The organism is Cryobacterium psychrophilum (assembly GCF_004365915.1).
GTDB classification, from domain to species: Bacteria; Actinomycetota; Actinomycetes; order Actinomycetales; family Microbacteriaceae; genus Cryobacterium; species Cryobacterium psychrophilum.
The window spans coordinates 2,664,500-2,682,150 of sequence record NZ_SODI01000001.1 but is presented as its reverse complement, the minus strand read 5'-3'; the positions used below and the strand labels follow the sequence as shown (position 1 = coordinate 2,682,150).

16 protein-coding genes and 1 tRNA gene are annotated in these 17,651 nt (G+C 65.6%); 6 read left to right on the top strand and 11 right to left on the bottom strand.

Annotated elements, in window-relative coordinates; translation table 11 throughout:
- Positions 1-240: 240 nt before the first annotated feature.
- Both EDD25_RS12530 and EDD25_RS12525 read left to right on the top strand, forming a co-directional pair.
- The gene (locus EDD25_RS12530) at positions 241-2,337 is read left to right on the top strand and encodes an Ig-like domain-containing protein (RefSeq protein WP_134173574.1); all 2,097 of its coding nucleotides are present in this window, start codon (positions 241-243) and stop codon (positions 2,335-2,337) included.
- A gap of 19 nt (positions 2,338-2,356) precedes the next feature.
- Positions 2,357-3,283, top strand: a complete 927-nt coding sequence (locus EDD25_RS12525) for a Ppx/GppA phosphatase family protein (RefSeq protein WP_134173572.1) — start codon at positions 2,357-2,359, stop codon at positions 3,281-3,283.
- A 27-nt stretch (positions 3,284-3,310) separates the two neighbouring features.
- Here the strand turns inward: EDD25_RS12525 and EDD25_RS12520 are convergent, their stop codons facing one another.
- Together EDD25_RS12520 and EDD25_RS12515 are read right to left on the bottom strand one after the other, a co-directional pair.
- Positions 3,311-4,906 (bottom strand): ABC-F family ATP-binding cassette domain-containing protein, encoded by a 1,596-nt coding sequence (locus EDD25_RS12520; RefSeq protein ID WP_134173570.1) that lies wholly within the window; start codon positions 4,904-4,906, stop codon positions 3,311-3,313.
- A gap of 102 nt (positions 4,907-5,008) precedes the next feature.
- Positions 5,009-6,529 (bottom strand): SulP family inorganic anion transporter, encoded by a 1,521-nt coding sequence (locus tag EDD25_RS12515; RefSeq protein WP_134173568.1) that lies wholly within the window; start codon positions 6,527-6,529, stop codon positions 5,009-5,011.
- A gap of 190 nt (positions 6,530-6,719) precedes the next feature.
- Between EDD25_RS12515 and EDD25_RS12510 the strand changes: the two genes are divergently transcribed.
- The 3 genes from EDD25_RS12510 to EDD25_RS12500 all read left to right on the top strand — a co-directional run bounded on the left by EDD25_RS12510 (position 6,720) and on the right by EDD25_RS12500 (position 7,883).
- Positions 6,720-7,118 carry a MerR family transcriptional regulator gene (locus EDD25_RS12510; RefSeq protein WP_134173566.1) on the top strand — a complete coding sequence of 133 codons (399 nt, stop codon included), beginning with the start codon at positions 6,720-6,722 and terminating at the stop codon, positions 7,116-7,118.
- A gap of 127 nt (positions 7,119-7,245) precedes the next feature.
- The gene (locus tag EDD25_RS12505; protein ID WP_134173564.1) at positions 7,246-7,599 is read left to right on the top strand and encodes a DUF427 domain-containing protein; all 354 of its coding nucleotides are present in this window, start codon (positions 7,246-7,248) and stop codon (positions 7,597-7,599) included.
- Positions 7,596-7,883, top strand: a complete 288-nt coding sequence (locus tag EDD25_RS12500; RefSeq protein WP_134173562.1) for a hypothetical protein — start codon at positions 7,596-7,598, stop codon at positions 7,881-7,883. Before EDD25_RS12505 ends, EDD25_RS12500 begins: the two co-directional genes overlap by 4 nt.
- A gap of 117 nt (positions 7,884-8,000) precedes the next feature.
- On the opposite strand, the gene EDD25_RS12495 is transcribed toward EDD25_RS12500, so the two are convergent.
- The 9 genes from EDD25_RS12495 to EDD25_RS12455 all read right to left on the bottom strand — a co-directional run bounded on the left by EDD25_RS12495 (position 8,001) and on the right by EDD25_RS12455 (position 16,072).
- Positions 8,001-8,077, bottom strand: a tRNA-Leu gene (locus tag EDD25_RS12495).
- A 62-nt stretch (positions 8,078-8,139) separates the two neighbouring features.
- Positions 8,140-9,666 carry an NAD(P)/FAD-dependent oxidoreductase gene (locus EDD25_RS12490; protein ID WP_134173560.1) on the bottom strand — a complete coding sequence of 509 codons (1,527 nt, stop codon included), beginning with the start codon at positions 9,664-9,666 and terminating at the stop codon, positions 8,140-8,142.
- A 42-nt stretch (positions 9,667-9,708) separates the two neighbouring features.
- Positions 9,709-11,028: a S8 family serine peptidase gene (locus EDD25_RS12485; RefSeq protein ID WP_134173558.1), complete on the bottom strand. Its 1,320-nt coding sequence runs from the start codon at positions 11,026-11,028 to the stop codon at positions 9,709-9,711.
- A complete protein-coding gene (locus EDD25_RS12480) occupies positions 10,989-11,519 on the bottom strand; it encodes a DUF501 domain-containing protein (protein ID WP_134173556.1) in 531 nt (176 codons plus the stop codon). The genes EDD25_RS12485 and EDD25_RS12480 overlap by 40 nt, the downstream gene beginning before the upstream one ends.
- A complete protein-coding gene (locus EDD25_RS12475; RefSeq protein WP_241986557.1) occupies positions 11,516-11,995 on the bottom strand; it encodes an FtsB family cell division protein in 480 nt (159 codons plus the stop codon). The genes EDD25_RS12480 and EDD25_RS12475 overlap by 4 nt, the downstream gene beginning before the upstream one ends.
- A 53-nt stretch (positions 11,996-12,048) precedes the next feature.
- Positions 12,049-13,329, bottom strand: coding sequence for a phosphopyruvate hydratase (gene eno, locus EDD25_RS12470; RefSeq protein ID WP_134173553.1), 1,281 nt, complete (start codon positions 13,327-13,329; stop codon positions 12,049-12,051).
- 80 nt (positions 13,330-13,409) lie between these two features.
- The gene (hisS, locus tag EDD25_RS12465; RefSeq protein ID WP_134173551.1) at positions 13,410-14,672 is read right to left on the bottom strand and encodes a histidine--tRNA ligase; all 1,263 of its coding nucleotides are present in this window, start codon (positions 14,670-14,672) and stop codon (positions 13,410-13,412) included.
- A 51-nt stretch (positions 14,673-14,723) separates the two neighbouring features.
- The gene (locus EDD25_RS12460; RefSeq protein ID WP_134173550.1) at positions 14,724-15,257 is read right to left on the bottom strand and encodes a ferritin; all 534 of its coding nucleotides are present in this window, start codon (positions 15,255-15,257) and stop codon (positions 14,724-14,726) included.
- Between the two features lie 47 nt (positions 15,258-15,304).
- The gene (locus EDD25_RS12455; protein ID WP_134173549.1) at positions 15,305-16,072 is read right to left on the bottom strand and encodes a nucleoside triphosphate pyrophosphohydrolase; all 768 of its coding nucleotides are present in this window, start codon (positions 16,070-16,072) and stop codon (positions 15,305-15,307) included.
- A 156-nt stretch (positions 16,073-16,228) separates the two neighbouring features.
- Between EDD25_RS12455 and nhaA the strand changes: the two genes are divergently transcribed.
- Positions 16,229-17,587: a Na+/H+ antiporter NhaA gene (gene nhaA, locus EDD25_RS12450; RefSeq protein WP_422386804.1), complete on the top strand. Its 1,359-nt coding sequence runs from the start codon at positions 16,229-16,231 to the stop codon at positions 17,585-17,587.
- Positions 17,588-17,651 lie beyond the last annotated feature (64 nt).

Sequence of the window (17,651 nt, the reverse complement as noted above, 5' to 3'; positions counted from 1 at the left end):
GTTGCCTCCAGGTGACCCCCGATGCGGGGTGTGGTGGCCAGGGTTGTGACCGGTGCCGGGACCCCGCCGAAAACCGGTTGTCGGTAGCCTTTTCCTGCGCATTCTCCCGGCACGTAAAAAAGTGTCATCGAAGCGCGGTTCCAAGTTGACTTTGGCCGTTTCGCCTCGTCAAATGGTGGGGTGGGCCACCTGACCTCCTGCAAACATATCGCCTCCGCGACGTCGCCTCCGCGACCCGGAGTGCTTCGCGCTGCACTGCTGGTTCTCGTCACGCTCGCGAGCGTCTTGATACCCATCGCCATGCCCCACCAGGCGTTCGCCGCATCGACCACCGAGAACGGTGCCGAAACGGCCACCACCACCCCGACTCCGAACGCGACGGCCCAGCAGGTTGCCTCCCCCGTCATCACGAACCCCTCAGCGGGAGCTTTCATCGGGAGCTCGACCACGACCGTGTCCGGCACCCGCGACGCATCCTCCGAGGTACAACTGCTCTCCCCGACCGGCGGTGATCCGCTGTGCATTATCGCCCCGGACGGGACCACCCGGTGGTCCTGCCGCAATGCGTCGCTGCCAAGTTTCTCAGCCGTGACGCTGCGCGTTGTCGTCACGGGCGATTCGACGCTGTCGGACGAGATCACGGTCACGGTGCTTGCACCCCCAACGGTGACCGGTGGGGTATCGAACGGCCTGGTTCGCGGCACGGGCCACCCCGGGGCATCCGTCACCGTGACCGTGGCGAACGGGGCGGACTGCACGACCACGGCAGATGGTTCAGGGGCCTGGGCCTGCTACCTCGACGGGGTGACGTCGAGCGGGTCCCGTGACGTGTCGGCACGGCAGCGCGCAATCTACAGCGGACAGAACTCGTCGAACCCGAGCCCAACGGTGTCGATAGCGTTCGACATTGACCGGCCCAATCCCCCGATCATCACCGCCCCCGCCGCCGGGACTCAGATTCCCGTGGCGGGGACCACCTACGTGGGAACCGGTGAAAACGGTACAACGGTCACGGTGTTTGCCGGCGCCTACTCGGTGTGCACGACGACAGTCACCGCCGGCGCGTGGACCTGCACCGTCGGCGGCATCGCCGTCGGTTCGTACTCCCTCGTGGCGGTACAGCAAGACGCTGCCGGCAATGTGAGCCGCGGCAGCCCCGGCCTCAGGGTGGCATATGTGGCACCGCCCGCCCCCACCGCCACCCGAACGCCGACGCCCAGTCCACGTCCCAGCGGAATGGCCACACCGGTCCCGGAGGCTTCGATCCCCTCGCCCTCCGCCACGGGCGACGCCGCCCCCGTCGCGCCGGTCCCCACTCCGAGCCCCTCAGCGTCCAGCGAGGGCCCCGCCGCGGGGGTCACACCCGGGCAGTGGAATGCTCCGACCCGGTTCACGGCAGCGGTGTCGTCCCCGTTCACGACGGCGCCCTTCCCCTGGCTGCAGGCCGTTCTCCTTGCCCTCGGGGCGATGCTTCTGCTCGCCCTTCCTGCGCGCCTGCTGGCGGGAACCATCTCGCGGGCCAGGGGCGGCCGCCCGCTGTGGAGCGCCACGTCGATTGCCGGGCGCAACCGGGCACGCGATGAGTTCGAAACCGCTCCCACCGTACAGTTGAATCGGTGGCTTCTCGGCGGAGCCGCGCTCGTTGCCGCCGCGACCCTGGTGATGTTGTCGGGCCCGGTCGTCTCCCAGCCGGCCTACCTGCGCCTGCTCGTCGCCGTGATCGTCGCGCTGCTCCTCGTCAACCTCTCGGCCGCCGTGGTGCCCCTGTGGTGGAGCACCCGGGTGATGCACATCGATGCGACCATCACATTCCTGCCGCGCTACCTTGCGCTGGTCGCCGTGGCGGCGATTGGATCGCGCGTGCTCGACATTCACCCCGTCCTGCTGTTCGGTCTCCTCGGCAGCGTCACGATTGCCGCGGGGCCGACGATTGCCCAGCGGGGACAACTCGCCGCGGTTCGCGCCGCAAGCCTCATGGCCCTCGCGATCGTGGGCTGGACCACCCTCGGCGCGCTCCCCACGGCCGCCGGGCTGGTGAGCAGCCTCGTCGCGGAAATCGTGAACACCGTGGTGCTCGCGTCAATTGGGTCCGCTGTGCTCGTTCTCGTACCCCTGGGCCGCACGAGCGGCCGGAGCGTGCTCGCGTGGTCGCCCCTGTTCTGGGCTGGCCTCATGGTCGCCGCGTTCACCCTGCTCTTTGCCGTGCTGTCCCCGGTGATTGACGTGTGGCAGAGTGCCGGACGGGTGCCGCTGCTCTGGGTGGCCGCCGGTATCTTTGCCGCGCTGAGCGGAGGGGCCTGGGCGTGGCAACGGTTCGTGGCTCCAACACAGCTCTGACAGGGGCTATCGTAAAAATGTGCGCTTAGGAGTCCTCGACGTCGGGTCGAATACCGTCCACCTGCTCATCGTCGACGCCCACGCGGGCGCTCCTCCCCTGCCCATGGCCGCCGATAAGGCGGTGCTGCGGCTGATGCGCTACATCACGCCGGACGGTGCGATCAGCGACGAGGGGGTCGCGGCCGTGCTCACGGCCGTGCAGAATGCCGCCGACTTCGCCGCTGGGCACCAGATCGACGAACTACTGCCCTTCGCCACGTCGGCGCTCCGCGAGGCCACCAATGGGCCGGAGCTGCTTGATCGCGTGGAACGCGAAACCGGCGTCGCCCTCCAGGTGCTTTCCGGTGCGGACGAGGCTCGGCTGACGTTCCTCGCCGTGCGACGCTGGTACGGCTGGTCGGCGGAGAATATTCTGCTCTTCGACATTGGCGGCGGTTCCCTGGAGATCGCATCCGGTGCGGGCGAGGTTCCCGACGTCGCCCTATCCCTGCCCCTCGGGGCCGGCCGGTCCACCATCGGTTTTCTGCACCATGATCCGCCGATGCCCGATGAGGTCGCCGCGCTCCGCCGCCACGCCGCGAAGGTACTCAAGGAATCCGTCGGGGCGTTTGCCGCGCTGCCGGCGCCCCACCACATCGTCGGTTCGTCCAAGACCATCCGGTCGCTCGCCCGGCTCGCCGGCTCCACGTCCGACGGCGTCGGCTCCGGTGATCGGTTGCGCGTCGGGCGCTCACAGCTAAACGACTGGGTCCCCCGCCTGGCCCGCATCCCGGCTGACGCGAGACCGGCGCTTCCTGGCATCACCGCGGATCGCACGTTCCAAATCGTCGCCGGCGGAATCGTGCTGGGCGAGGCCATGTCAGCCTTCAAGGCAGAGGAACTGGAGGTGTCTCCGTGGGCCCTGCGCGAAGGCATCATCCTTCGGTACCTCGACCGCCTGAGCTAAAAGACGCCGCCGCCGCGCCGCGCGCCGTTACGCGACCCGAACGTCGATCTCGCCCGGCTCCGCGGCATCCGTCCCGAAGACGAGAAAACGGTTGGCGATCTTGTCGCTGAAGAAGCGGTCGTGGCTGACCACGACGACGGCGCCAGGGAAGTGCAGCAGGGCGCGTTCCATCACCTGGGTGCTTGACATGTCGAGGTGGTTCGTCGGTTCGTCGAGCAGCAGCACAGAGGCACCGGAGAGCAGGCACTGCGCCATGGCCACCCGGGCTCGCTGCCCACCGGACAGGTTGCCGATCTTCTGTTTGAGGTCGGCGTCGGAGAACTGGAACATTGCGAGGAAGCGGTTCACCGATTTGCGTGTGGCGATGAGGGCCAGGCTTCCCGGCATCGCGTTGACGGCGTGACTGACCGTGTCGGTCTCGTCGAGTTCGGCGAGGACCTGGTTGTACGAGACGACTCCCGCGCCGGATGCCCAGTTGACGGATCCGGAATCGGCCGGCTCCTCGCCGGTCAGTACGCGCAGCAGCGAGGTCTTGCCGCTTCCGTTGGGGCCGAGCACGACGATGCGGTTGCCGCGACGGATCTCGAACGTCAGGTCGCTGAACAGCACCTTGTCGCCGTAGGACTTGCCCAGCTCTTCCACCCGGCACAGTGCGTCCTTGACGTGCAGCGAGCCGTAGATCTCCGTGATGATCTGGTCGACCGGGCGGGGAGCCCTGGACTTCTTGATGTGGGCGAGCTTGTTGCCGAGCTTTCGGCTTTCCGCTTTCGCCGCCTCGCGACGGTCGGAGATGCCCTCCGCCTCGAACGCGAGCAGTTCTGACTCGTGCACGTACTGTGCGTCGAGGGTCTTGAGGCGGAACTGCTTCTGCACGACGTATTCGCCGAAGTTACCGGGGTACTCGTGCAGGTGATAATTCTCGACCTCGATGATGCGGGTGACGACGGCGTCGAGAAACTTGCGGTCGTGCGAGACGACGATGGCGGCGCCACGGAAGTCGCGGAACCACGCTTCGAGCCACTCCACACCGGCAACGTCGAGGTAGTTGGTCGGCTCGTCGAGCAGGAGCACGTCCGGTGCCTCGAGCACGATCTTGGCGAGGGCGGCGCGGTTGCGCCAGCCACCGGACAGGTCGTCGATGGCGCACACACGGTGCGCCTCATCAAAGCCGAGGGTCGTGAGGGCCGTGTCGATGTGGCGCTTGTAGTCCCAGCCATCCAGACGGTCCATGTCCTCGAACAGCTCGGCCTGGCGCGCGATCAGGACGTCGAGGGCGGCACTGGCGGATGAGTCACGCGCAATGGCCGCATCGATTGCAGCGAGCTCCGCCTCGACCGCCTTGACGTCGACGAACAAGGCATCGAGCACCTCGGTGATCGTCGACGCACCGTTGAGCTCGGAGAATTGAGAGAAATAGCCCACGCGGGTGCCCGGCTCCAGCGTGACCGTGCCCGCGTCGGGCGACACCTGGTCGAGGATCAGCTTGAGGATCGTCGACTTTCCCGACCCGTTCTTGCCGATCAGGCCCACCCGGTCACCCGGTTCGAGGCGAAAGAACGCCTCGCGCAGAATCTGGGTCTTCTCAAATCGAACACTGACGTCGTTCAGCCTGATCAGGCTCATGGTTTCCTTTCGAGCGGCCGCCGACTCCAGCGACATTGTCCGTCCTGCGCAACGAGCGCTCAGGGACGAGGACTCAGCTTACAGCGTGCCGAAAGGGCAGGATCAGTGTCCGCCGTCGAGGCGGCCGCCGAGGCGGGTGTGCAGTTTGCTGCTGGCTTTGTTCATGCCGATGATGTCGACCGTTTTGCCCAGGCGTTCGTACTTGGTCGTGATCGCGTCGAGGGAGGCGACGGTGGAGGCATCCCAGATGTGGGAGGCGGAGATGTCGATCACAATGTTGTCGGGGTCGTCGTGGTAGTAGAACTGGGTGGTCAGGTCGTTGCTCGAGGCGAAGAACAGTGCCCCGTCCACCGTGTACAACGCGGTGGGAACCTCTGCGTCTTCGGGCAGCGAGCGTTCGACGGTGACGAGGTGCGCGACCCGGCGGGCGAAGGCCACCATGGCGATGATCACGCCGACAACGACGCCGATGGCGAGGTTGTGGGTGGCGACGATGACGATGACGGTGGCGACCATGACGGTCGTCTCGCTCTTGGGCATCCGCTTCAGGGTGGACAGGCGGATGCTGTGCCAGTCGAACGTGAGGTACGACACGATGATCATCACCGAGACCAGGGCGGCCATCGGCACGACGGCGAGCAGGTCGCCGAGGCCCAGCACGAGCACGAGCAGGAACACACCGGCGAGGAACGTAGAGATGCGGGTGCGGGCACCGGACGCCTTGACGTTGATCATCGTCTGGCCGATCATGGCGCAGCCGCCCATGCCGCCGAAGAACCCGGAAAGCATGTTGGCCACACCCTGGCCCCACGCTTCCCGGGTCTTGCGGGAATGCGTGTCGGTGATCTCGTCCACGAGCTTGGCGGCCATGAGGGATTCGAGAATACCGACCAACGCCATGCCCAGCGAGAACGGCGCGATGATGCGGAACGTTTCAAGGTTCAGCGGCACGTCCGGGAAGATCCATTGCGGCAGGGTCGTGGGCAGTTCGCCCTGATCGCCGATGGTGGGCACGTTGATGGCGATCACGACCGTCGCGATGGTGAGGACCAGGATCGCCACCAGCGGCGCCGGCACCACCTTCGTGATGCGGGGCATCACGATCATGATAATGATCCCGATGGCTACGAGCGGGTAGACCATGAACGGCACCCCGAGCAGCTGCGGCAGCTGCGAGGTGAAGATCAAGATGGCGAGGGCGTTCACGAAACCCACCATGACACTGCGCGGAATGAACCGCATCAGCTTCGCGACACCGAGAACGGCGAGCAAAATCTGGAAGATACCGGCCAGGATCACCGTGGCGAGGAAATACTCAATGCCGTAGTCCCGAGCGACCGGCGCGATCACCAGCGCAACGGCGCCGGTCGCCGCCGTGATCATCGCCGGACGCCCCCCGAGGAACGCAATTGAAACCGCCATCACAAACGACGAAAACAACCCCAGTCGCGGGTCGACGCCGGCAATGACGGAGAACGCAATCGCTTCGGGGATGAGCGCCATCGCCACAACCAGGCCGGCGAGCACCTCCCGGGTGAGCAACCGCGGCGACCGCAGGGCCGTCATCACAGACGGATTAGGGGTGTAGCGGCTGGCCGTACCTGGCCGGGGAGCAAATGCCATGAAAATCTCCAGATAACGAGCGTCCGATCGAAATCAGAACGGGAATACGGGCTTCACTCTGCGACGAGCGCGCCACGAGCGCCGGAGGCAGCACGTGGCAAAGACTGGCTTACTGTGGAACTTCGGCCTGGTACGCACTCTACCCTAACGTAAGGGTAGAGTTTCACGACGAGGAAAACGGAACCCGCACATGACGACGGAGCAAGGGCCGAACATGATCATGCACATTGGCGAGCTGGCCGAGAAAAGCAAAATGTCACTGCGCACAATTCGGCACTACGACGAGGTCGGGCTGCTGAAACCCTCTGGCCGCTCCGAGGGTGGCTTCCGCCTTTATACCGCGGACGACCTGGACCGGCTGTTGCTGATTCGGCAGATCAAGGCGCTCGGGTTCTCCCTCGAGGACATGGCGGACATCCTCCACATCATCCAAACGCTGCAAAGCGACAACGCGGCGGCCGACACGCCGGGAACCCGCGTCAAGCTCGACGGGTACCTTGAGCAGGCACTGGAACGTCGCACCAAACTCCAGGATTACCTTGCCCGTGGCGACGAAATCATCGCGACACTCGAAGCCCTCAGCCGGTAACGCATCGGCATCGTCTTAATCAGTCCTGCGCCCTTGTGTGTCCCAGATCACGGAGCCCGCGCCTCCACGGTTCCTACAGTGGATACATCCGCGGGTCTTCCCGCACACAACTCGCAGGGAGCAGCCCATGTACCAGGCAATCTGGAATGACGTCGTGTTGGCGGAGTCCGAAGAAACCATCCGGGTGGAGGGCAACCACTACTTCCCGCCGACGTCACTGATCTCTGTGCACTTCTCCAAGGCGTCCCTGACGTCGCAGTGCGCGTGGAAGGGAACGGCGCAGTACTACACGCTCTCCGTCGACGGGCAGAAGAACGCCAATGCCGCGTGGTACTACCCCGACCCGACGTCGGCGGCCGAGAATATCCGAAACTACGTCGCGTTCTCCAACGGTGTTCGCGTCGTGGCAGTTCAGGAAAACGGCGAACCGCGCGTAAACCCGTTCGTCGCCCTGTGCCGCCGGGTCATGACCCGCAGATGACCGTGCGGCAGTCCCCGCTCGTCGCGGTGTCCGGTGCGGCGATCTACGTGCGTGCCCGGGTTGAGCGGCCCCTCCCGATTCGCCGCGCGCTGAGTCTTGGGGCGGGCGGTGCTCTGATCGCATTGATCACAACGGGCGCGCTCGAAACTTTCGATGCGCTGCGAGGTCCAACCCTGTGGGGCCCCGGCAGCGCCCTGGCGGAGACGCTCCTGGCCATCACCGTGGGGCTCCTGATCGGCCTGACCGCGAGCGTCAGGCCTCGACGACCGAAGGCCGACGCGTAGGGCCGAGAGGACCGGGCAGAAACAGCCGTCTGGACCTTCGCTGGCAGGAAACAGCGAGCCTCGTGCCAGCCATCGCCGCCCGCCGCGCGCATTGCGCTGACGCTGCGGATTAAGACGTGGTGCCCCCACTGGGATTTGAACCCAGACTTGAACGATTTTAAGTCGTTTGCCTCTGCCGATTGGGCTACGGGGGCGCGTTCGAACGTTCTCGAACGCTTCTAGCGTAAGCGGTGCGATGCACGCACCGCGACGGGCGTTACTTCGAAGCGGATGCCTGTGCGGCGTCGCGCTCGGCGATGACCTCGTCAACGACCGCATCGGTCGGGGCCGATTCGGGTGTCGTCGACAGGGCCGCGGTATCCGTCGCAGCGGGCTTGGCAGCCTTGACGATGGGTTTGCGCGGGGCACGAGGCGCACGCGGCGCGCGAGGCGCTGCGGCTGCCGGGGCAGACGCTTCCACCGGGGGCTTCGGACGCGAGGCGAACTCCTCGAAGGCGGCGCGAGGCGTCTGAACTGCGCTCAGGGACACGATGTCGCGACCGAGGAAGAAGTTGTTCACCCAACCCCAGACCACGCGCAGCTTGCGCTCCCAGCTCGGCATGGCCATGCCGTGGTAGCCACGGTGCGCGAACCAGGCCGGCAGGCCGGTGATCGCGATCTTGCCGGACTGGAAGACACCGATTCCGACGCCGAGACCGGCGACGGCTCCGAGGTTCTTGTGCAGATACTCCTGGGGGCCTTCGCCACGCAGCACGGCCACGATGTTCTTGGCGAGGAGCTTGCCCTGACGTACGGCGTGCTGGGCGTTGGGGACACAGTTGCCGCCCACTCCGCCGCCGCTGAGGTCGGGGACGGCACTGACGTCCCCGGCACCCCAGGCATCGGCGACGATGTCGTCTTCGGTTCCCACGCGCAGGTCGGCGCGCACCTGCAGGCGACCGCGGTCCTCGATGGGAAGGTCGGTGTGGCGCACGATGGTCGGGTTCGCCATGACGCCGGCGGTCCAGACGATGAGGTCGGTCTCGAACGTCTCGCCGGTGGAGAGTTCGATGACACCGTCGACGGCGCTCTTCAGCTGCGTGTCGAGGTGGATCTGAGCGCCGCGGGCAGCGAGATTGTCGATGACCCACAGGCTCGTCTTCAGCGAGACCTCGGGCATGATGCGTCCCATTGCCTCGATCAGGTGGAAGTGCACCTCGTCGAAGCTGATCTCGGGATACGAGGTGAGCAGCGAGGTCGCAAAGGAACGCAGCTCGGCGAAGATCTCGATGCCGGCGAAACCGCCACCGACAACGACAAACGTGAGCAGACGGTCACGCTCGGGGCCGGCGGGAAGCGCTGCGGCCTTATCGAAGTTCGTCAGCACACGATCGCGAATGGCGACCGCTTCCTCGATCGTCTTGAGGCCGATCGCCTGGTCGGCGACGCCCGGGATCGGGAAGGTGCGCGACACGGCGCCGGCGGTCACCACGACGATGTCGTAGTCGAAGTCCCACGAATCGCCGGTGGGAGGCGTGATGGTGGCCTTCTTCTCCGCGTGGTTGATGTGCGTCACCTTGGCCGAGACGATGTTGGTCTTCTTGAGGTGTCGACGCTGCGAGACGACCGCGTGGCGCGGTTCAATTGAACCGGCGGCGACCTCCGGCAGGAACGGCTGATAGGTCATGTACGGCAGCGGGTCCACGATCGTGACCTCTGCCTCGCCGGATCGCAGCCATTTCTCGAGCTTCCAGGCCGTGTAGAAACCGGCGTAGCCGCCACCAACAATGAGAATTTTGGGCACGATGAGTGGGCCTCCTACATGGTTATTTTGCGCAAATACTCACTATTTGCGGCGAATTCGCTTGATATGCCGAGTGGCGCCAATGCCGAGCAATCCTAATAGGATACCAAATCCCACGAGCACGGCGAGCGGCAGGCTGATGTACGTGAGCGTGAGCTGGTTGGGAAGCCACGCAGCGGCGTCGTTCTGAGTCGGAACGGCCGGGTCTTTCCTGGGTGCGAGCGGGGCGACCACCGAGGGAGTTTCGGTGGGCTGGACCTCAATCTCGGCCCGGCGATGCAGGTGCACCCACTCGTTCAGCAGCTCCGCCGGAGGCTGCACGGCCGCCGGCGGCACATAGGTGGTGACGGCCGCCTTCGCGTCAATGAGCCCGTTTCCGTAGATGGGGCTCGGCGTGGTTTGTCCGTTGGGATCAGCGGATTCGATCACCCGATTCATCACCTCGGCCGCGCTCAGCTTGGGATACGCCGCACGAACGAGGGCCACCAGGCCCGACACGATGGGCGCAGCGGCACTCGTGCCGTCCCAGAGCACGTAGCTGCCGCCGGGCACTGCGCCCACAAGTTGTTCGCTGGGAGCGGCAACGGCAACGGTGATGCCCTGCGACGAAGCGTCAAAACTGGCCGTCTTCTCGCGGTCGACACCGGCGACCGTGAGCACCCCGGGAATGGTCGCCGGGGCACCGACCTCCGTGGTGCCGCTTCCGCGGTTGCCGGCCGCCGCGACCACGACGACATCGTGCTCGAATGCGTAGAGGAAGGCGTCATCCCAGCTTTGAGGCCAGAAGAGCGTATTGCGCGTGAGCGACATGTTGATGACGTCTGCACCGTTGTCGACCGCCCAGCGGATGCCCTCCGCGATCTGGTCGTCGTTGCTCACCGTGGATGCGGACTCGCCAAAAGCCACGGAGACCGACAGGATCTCCGCTTCAGGGGCGACGCCGATCAAACCGGTTCCGTCGCCCGTTCCGCGACCCGCGAGAAGCGAAGCCACCATCGTGCCGTGACCGCTGTCCTGGGCGTCACCGCCCACCGGGGTCTGGCCGTTCCCGGAACCGAGACCCGAGACATCCGTTCCCCCCACCACGGCTCCGTTGAGCTCGGCAACGCTGCCGTCGACGCCCGTGTCGATGACGGCCACGGTCACCCCGGCTCCACGCGTCGTGTTCCAGGCCTCGGAGAAGCCGTAGTCACCGAGCCAGTATTGGAGGTCCCGTATCTGGTCGGCGTGGGCAGCGGGGGCGTCGAGAACGATGGAGCCGCCCACGACGGAGGTCGCCAGCAATACGCCGAGGCCCACACCGAGCCGTCGCCACGCTCCCGTCACTCGGGTACCGAATCCGCCACCGAATAGTCGATGCATTCGCACACGGTTGGCGTCCAGGTGCAGCGCTCGAGCGCGAGATCGCCGATGGGGTTGACGCCTGCACCGGCCGCCAGGGCATGGCCCGCCAGGGCATGGAGGCACTTGACGCGGTTGGGCATTCCGCCGGAGGAGATACCCGCGATTTCGGGCACATCACCGAGTCGTGCACGATCGGCCAGGAAGCTTTCGTGGGCGGTGCGATAGGCGGCCCTGATATTCTCATCGTCCGCGAGCAACTGGTTGTACTCGTTCATCACCTGGGTGGCCTCGAGCTGCGAGATCGCGGCGGTGGCCGCCGGGTGGCACAGGTAGTAGGTGGTGGGAAACGGTGTGCCGTCGGCGAGGCGCGGCGCGGTCGCCACGACCGTGGGCGCTCCGCACACGCAGCGGGCCGCGATACCGACCACATTGCGAGCCGGTCGGCCGAGCTGGGCGGTGACGAGAGCGATGTCGTCGTCGGTGAAGGGGTCGAACGGGGGCGTGGTCATTGCGCTGCCTTCTGGGGTGCAAGACCGGCCGTCATCGCGGAAGCGAACAGGGATCCCAACCAATCGATTTTTGTATCTTGAATGTCTGTGCTCACCGTTGCCGGCACGTCGGTTCCCACGACGGGAACCGGTAGATCATTGATCACGAGAAAGCTTATGTCGCCCGGCTTCACATAGGAAAGCCGGTCCCGTGCCTGCGTGGTGACGTAGGTGCGATCGTTCCAGCGTTCCCGCTCGGCCGTGAATTTGTCAACCTTGGCCTGTTGCTCGCTCACCGCTTCATTGAGCGCGCTGATCTGCTGGCGTTGCTCCGCAAAGGTGCGCAGGCTCGGCGCGAGCACGACGACCGCCAACACGAGAATGACCATCATGACCAGCGAGAAACCCGAGAAATGGATGCCGCGCAGCCAGCCGCCGACCGGCGTCTCGGCCGGTTCGGTGGTCGGGAGTTCCCGCACCGTGGGTCTGGTGGCCACGGGAACTCCCTTCATTCGTTGGTCGAGCCTGTCGAGACCCGGTTGTCGAGCGATTACGCCGTGAAGCGCGGGAAAGCCGAACGACCCGCGTACACCGCGGCCTCGCCGAGTTCTTCTTCGATACGGAGAAGCTGGTTGTACTTGGCAACGCGCTCACTGCGCGCCGGGGCGCCGGTCTTGATCTGGCCGGCATCCGTTGCCACCGCGAGATCGGCAATGAATGTGTCCTCGGTCTCACCCGAACGGTGCGAGATGATGGCGGTGTATCCGCTGCGCTGCGCGAGCGAAACAGCATCCATGGTCTCGGTGAGGGTACCGATCTGGTTGACCTTCACGAGGATGGAGTTCGCGGCCCCCAGCTCAAGGCCCTTCGCCAGGCGTACCGGGTTCGTGACGAACAGGTCGTCACCGACGATCTGCACCTTGTCGCCAAGCTGCTGCGTGAGGTGCACGTAGCCGTCCCAGTCGTCTTCTTCCAGCGGGTCTTCGATCGACACGAGCGGGTACCCGGCTACCAGTTCGGCGTAGTACGCGGACAGTTCCTCGGCCGAGAGCTTCTTGCCCTCGAACGTGTAGGTTCCGTCGGAGAAGAATTCGCTCGCGGCGCAGTCGAGGGCCAGGGCGATGTCTTTTCCGGGAACGTAACCGGCGATCTCAATGGCTTCGACGATGAGGTCGAGGGCCGCACGGTTGCTCGGCAGGTTCGGCGCGAAGCCGCCCTCATCACCCAGACCGGTGGAGAGGCCCTTGGACTGCAGCAGCCCCTTGAGCGCGTGGTAGGTCTCGACGCCCCAGCGCAGTCCCTCGCGGAACGAGTCGGCGCCGAGGGGAACGATCATGAATTCCTGGATGTCCACGTCGTTGTCGGCGTGCGAGCCACCGTTGATGATGTTCATCAGCGGCACCGGCAGGGTGTGGGCGTTCGGGCCACCGAGGTAGCGGAACAGGGGCAGCCCCGCCGAGCTCGCGGCGGCCTTGGCCACGGCGAGGCTCACGCCGAGGATGGCGTTGGCGCCGAGGCGCTCCTTGTTGTCGGTTCCGTCGGTCTCGTTGAGAACCATGTCGACGACGCGCTGGTCGGTCGCGTCGATGTCTTCGACGGCCAGGCCGAGCTCGTCGATGACGGAGTCAACCGCCTGGAGCACGCCCTTGCCGAGGTAGCGGCCCTTGTCGCCATCGCGAAGCTCGTAGGCCTCGAACACTCCGGTCGATGCGCCAGAGGGAACGGCGGCGCGGCTGACGGTGCCGTCGTCCAGCAGGACCTCGACCTCAATAGTGGGGTTTCCTCGGGAATCGAGAATTTCGCGTGCGTCTACTGCCTCAATCAGGGCCACAACTGTCTCCTAAAGCTTGGGGTGATGGTGTCATCCTCGGTCAGTCTAGCCAAAGCATCTGGCCACAAGCCTCAGGCGCTTCAGGTGCCGAGGGCCTTGAAGTCCAGGTCCGCGGAGCTCACTGCTTCGGCGGTCACGAAGGCGAATCTGCCGAAGCCTGCCTCAGCTGCCCGGTCGAGCAATGCCTTGAGATTCTTGGTGCGCCGTTCCAGCCGAACGCGCAGTCCCTCGGCCACCAGCGCAGTTTTCAGGGCTACCAGGTGCGCCGGGTCTGCGTCCTTGTCATGCACGAGCACGACGGCGTTGGCAGCGGATGCCTCGTCGGCGCCGAGCAGGTCGACGATGCGTTCGAAACCGATCGAGAAACCGCACGCCGGCACATCCGTTCCCAGGAATCGTCCGATCATGCCGTCGTACCGGCCGCCACCACCGAGCGAGTAGCCGAGGGTGGGGTGCGAGATCTCAAAGATCGTCCCGGTGTAGTAGCCCATCCCGCGCACGAGTGTCGGGTCGAAGACGAGATCCACCGCGGGCATCGCCGCGCGGAGGGCCAGGAGGTCGGCGAAGGCGGCCTCCTCGAGCCAGTCTGGATTGTGTGCACCGACGTCCCAGCCGGAGCCGTCGATCCCGTTCAGGGTGCCCAGCGTCTCCGCAACGCCCCCGGTGGCGATACCGAGTGCGCCCAACTCGGCGACGACACCGTCCACGCCGATCTTGTCCAGCTTGTCGATTGTGATCAGGGCGCGCTCGGTGAGCTCGGACGCCACTCCCCAGTGGGCGAGCATGGTGGCGAGGATGCGCCGGTCGTTGATGCGAATGGAGCAGCCGCGGAGCCCGAGCTTCTCGAGGGTCGCCGCGGTCGCGGTGATGAGCTCGATCTCCGCGAGGGGGCCCGACTCTCCAATTACGTCGATGTCACACTGCACGAACTGGCGGTAGCGCCCCTTCTGCGGGCGCTCGGCACGCCAGACCGGCGCAATCTGAATCGAGCGAAACACGGCGGGCAGCTCGGCGCGGTGGCTGGCGTAGAACCTCGCAAGCGGAACGGTCAGGTCGAAGCGCAGGCCCAGGTCGGCCAGGGACAGCAGGTCGTCGCCGGCAACGGCCGCCGCGACATCCGCCGCTTGGAGGCCCCGCTTCATCACCGCGAAGGCGAGTTTCTCGTTATCGCCCCCGAGGCCGGAATGCAGCCGAGCGGAGTCCTCCATGACCGGGGTTTCGATCTCATCGAAACCGTGCAGGGCGAAGCTCTCCCGAATCACTCCGAGGGCACGCTCCCTGGAGGCCTTGTCGGCCGGGAGGAAGTCGCGCATGCCACGGGGAGGGGTTACTGATACGGCCATGTGCCAATTCTGTCAGGTCACGCCACCCTGCTCGTGCTGGTCAGTCGTCGACTAGAGGGCGCCTCCGGCCGCGCCGGGTGCGCCGGCTTCGACTCCCCCGTCGCCAACCGTCTCGCGTGCGATGTAGTTCTCGATATCGAAGAGGTTGTCTCCGGCGCGCTCTGCGATGGTGAGCAGCGTCGACATCGACGCGATCTCCTCGACCTGCTCCTTGAGGAACCACAGCATGGCCTGCTCACCGAGCGCGTCACCGTCGGCACGGGCCGCACGGAACAGCGCCTCGATCTGCGTCGTCACCTGGCGTTCCTGCGACAGGGCGAGCGCGATCGGTTCGACGGCGTTGCCGAACGTGTTCTGTACGGCCGGGATACCCGGGATGACAACGTCAAGGTCGCGGTCCATGCGGTACTGCACGAGCATCATCGCGTGGTTGCGCTCTTCGATGGACTGGCGGTAGAAGTGGCCAGCCAATTGCGGCAACGCCTGCGTGTCGAACCACACGGCGATGGCAATGTACTGCTGCGAAGCGGCAAACTCGTTACCGATTTGGGTGGACAGGAGTGCATTGAAGGATGTCTCGCTCATACAATAACGCTACCCGCACGGTGGAGGCTAGCACCAGCATGGGCACCCTAAGGCTGGGGCGCGGTGGGGAGTCCGATGATGCCGGCATCGAAGGAATCGACGTCGACCGCGCGTTCCGTGTTGGGGGCCATTGCGGTTTCGGCCTCCCGAATCTCGCCCTGGAGGTCACGGAGGGCGCCGCGTAAGGCCCGCTCGGCATCCAGGCCCTTGGACCGGGCCGCTGACACGATGGCCAGGAGGAGCGGACCCAGCTGGTCTTCACTCTCGATCGGCAGGGGGAACGCGTCGTCCGCTTCGAGCAGGCCGATCTTCTCGGCCCGGCCGAGCACCTTGTGGGCCAGGGCCAGGGAAGGCATACCGACGGGGATCCCATCGAGCACGCTCGTGCGCTCTGGTTTCTCTTCGGACTTGAACCCGTCCCACGCCGCGGTGACGTCGGCAGCAGTGTCCAGTCGCAGGTCGCCGAAGACATGCGGATGCCGGCCGATCATTTTGGCATTCATGTGGTGGGCCACGTCCTGGATGTCAAAGTTCTCGCCTTTGGTGTGGGCAGCGAGGTCGGCGTGGAAGAGCACCTGATACAGCACGTCACCGAGCTCCTCGAGCAGGTCATTGCGGCTGCCGGATTCGATTGCCTCGAGAAGCTCGTGGGATTCCTCCACGAGATACTGCACGAGGGATTCATGGGTCTGCTCGGCGTCCCAGGCGCAGCCGCCGGGTCCGCGTAGGCGTGCGACGGTCGCGATGAGAGTGCCGAGCGAGTTCGCTGTGGCTTCGTCCCCGGTACCGGGTGTTGTGGGTGCTGCGTCTGTCACGGCGTCTCCTTCTTCGATTCAATCGTAGGCTCTGCGCGCTCGGCCCTCCCCGATCCTCCCGGAAGACGCCGCAGCCTGGTGTATTCTGGCTGTGGTGAGCCGGGAAGCCTGGTCGGCAGTCAATATGTAGCGCCCTAGACCTCGTAAGGATTTGTAGTGTCACAATCCCCCCAGATTCCTCCCTCCGACCGGAGCAGCGACTTCGGTCCACTCTTTCGCCGCGGCGGATACGCGGAATTCCTGCGCATCTCCGCAATTCTCCGCAAGGAGACCGTCGGCGGTGGAATCCTGCTGCTCGCGACCGTGGCCGCCCTCATCATGGCGAACACCCCCCTCGCGGACACCTACTTCGCCGCACGCGACTTCAAGTTCGGGATCGAGTCCCTGCACCTGAACCTCAGCGTCGGCACCTGGGCCGCCGACGGACTTCTCGCCGTCTTCTTCTTCCTGGCCGGACTTGAACTCAAGCGCGAGTTTGTCGCCGGAGATCTGCGCAGCGTCAACCGGGCCATCGTCCCGGTCGCGGCAGCGGTCGGAGGGGTCATCGTTCCTGCCCTCATCTTCACGCTGATCAACCTGAACGGTGGCAGGGAAGCTCTCCGTGGCTGGGCCATTCCCACCGCAACCGACATCGCCTTCGCCGTGGCTGTTCTCGCCGTCATCGGCTCTCGGTTGCCCGCCGCGTTGCGGATCTTCCTGCTCACCCTGGCCGTGGTCGACGACCTCCTGGCCATTGCGATCATCGCTTTCTTCTACACCTCCGAGATTTCCTTCCTTCTCCTGTTCCTGGCGTTCATCCCGCTCGCCCTGTACTGGATCCTGTCGCACAAGTTCTCGCACTTCTTCGGCACCCGTGCCTGGGCCGCCTGGACGATTCTTCTGCCGCTGGGCTTCATCGTCTGGGCACTCGTGCACGGCTCCGGTGTTCACGCGACGGTGGCCGGTGTTCTGCTCGGCTTTGCCGTTCCGGTGGTGCGCAGCAGGCGCGGCGGCGGCCCGGACGCCGGTCCCGGCCTCGCCGAAACGCTGGAACACCGCCTGCGTCCGCTCTCGAGCGGATTCGCCATTCCGATCTTCGCGTTCTTCTCTGCCGGTGTCGCGATCGGGGGCGCCGAAGGCATGCTTCGCGCCATCACCGATCCGGTCGCCATCGGCATCGTCGTCGCACTCGTGGTCGGCAAACCGATCGGAGTGCTGCTGGCGACCTGGATCGTCACCAAGACCACCAAGGCGACGCTCGATCCCGACCTCGCCTGGATCGACGTCACCGGGGTTGCCGTGCTGGCCGGCGTCGGATTCACCGTGTCCCTGCTGATCAGTGAGCTCGGGTACGGCCAGGGCAGTCCGCACGATGACCACGCGAAGGTCGCCATTCTGGTGGGTTCGCTGCTGGCCGCGTTGCTGGCCGCCGTCATCCTGCGCGGTCGTAACCAGCACTACGCGGAGGTCGCCGAGAAGGAGGCCCTCGACGCCAACCAGGACGGCGTGCCCGACGTGTTCGAGACGAAGAACTAGCCCCGACAGGTATTCACTGGCACGAAAAAACACCCCCGTTGAGTCAACGGGGGTGTTTTTTCGC

Excerpts from the sequence above, each read along its gene's own strand:
- EDD25_RS12520 (WP_134173570.1), bottom strand. The coding sequence starts at position 4,906 with ATGAGCCTGATCAGGCTGAACGACGTCAGTGTTCGATTTGAGAAGACC.
- EDD25_RS12515 (WP_134173568.1), bottom strand. The coding sequence starts at position 6,529 with ATGGCATTTGCTCCCCGGCCAGGTACGGCCAGCCGCTACACCCCTAAT.
- EDD25_RS12510 (WP_134173566.1), top strand. The coding sequence starts at position 6,720 with ATGACGACGGAGCAAGGGCCGAACATGATCATGCACATTGGCGAGCTG.
- EDD25_RS12505 (WP_134173564.1), top strand. The coding sequence starts at position 7,246 with ATGTACCAGGCAATCTGGAATGACGTCGTGTTGGCGGAGTCCGAAGAA.
- EDD25_RS12500 (WP_134173562.1), top strand. The coding sequence starts at position 7,596 with ATGACCGTGCGGCAGTCCCCGCTCGTCGCGGTGTCCGGTGCGGCGATC.
- EDD25_RS12485 (WP_134173558.1), bottom strand. The coding sequence starts at position 11,028 with ATGCATCGACTATTCGGTGGCGGATTCGGTACCCGAGTGACGGGAGCG.
- EDD25_RS12480 (WP_134173556.1), bottom strand. The coding sequence starts at position 11,519 with ATGACCACGCCCCCGTTCGACCCCTTCACCGACGACGACATCGCTCTC.
- hisS (WP_134173551.1), bottom strand. The coding sequence starts at position 14,672 with ATGGCCGTATCAGTAACCCCTCCCCGTGGCATGCGCGACTTCCTCCCG.
- EDD25_RS12460 (WP_134173550.1), bottom strand. The coding sequence starts at position 15,257 with ATGAGCGAGACATCCTTCAATGCACTCCTGTCCACCCAAATCGGTAAC.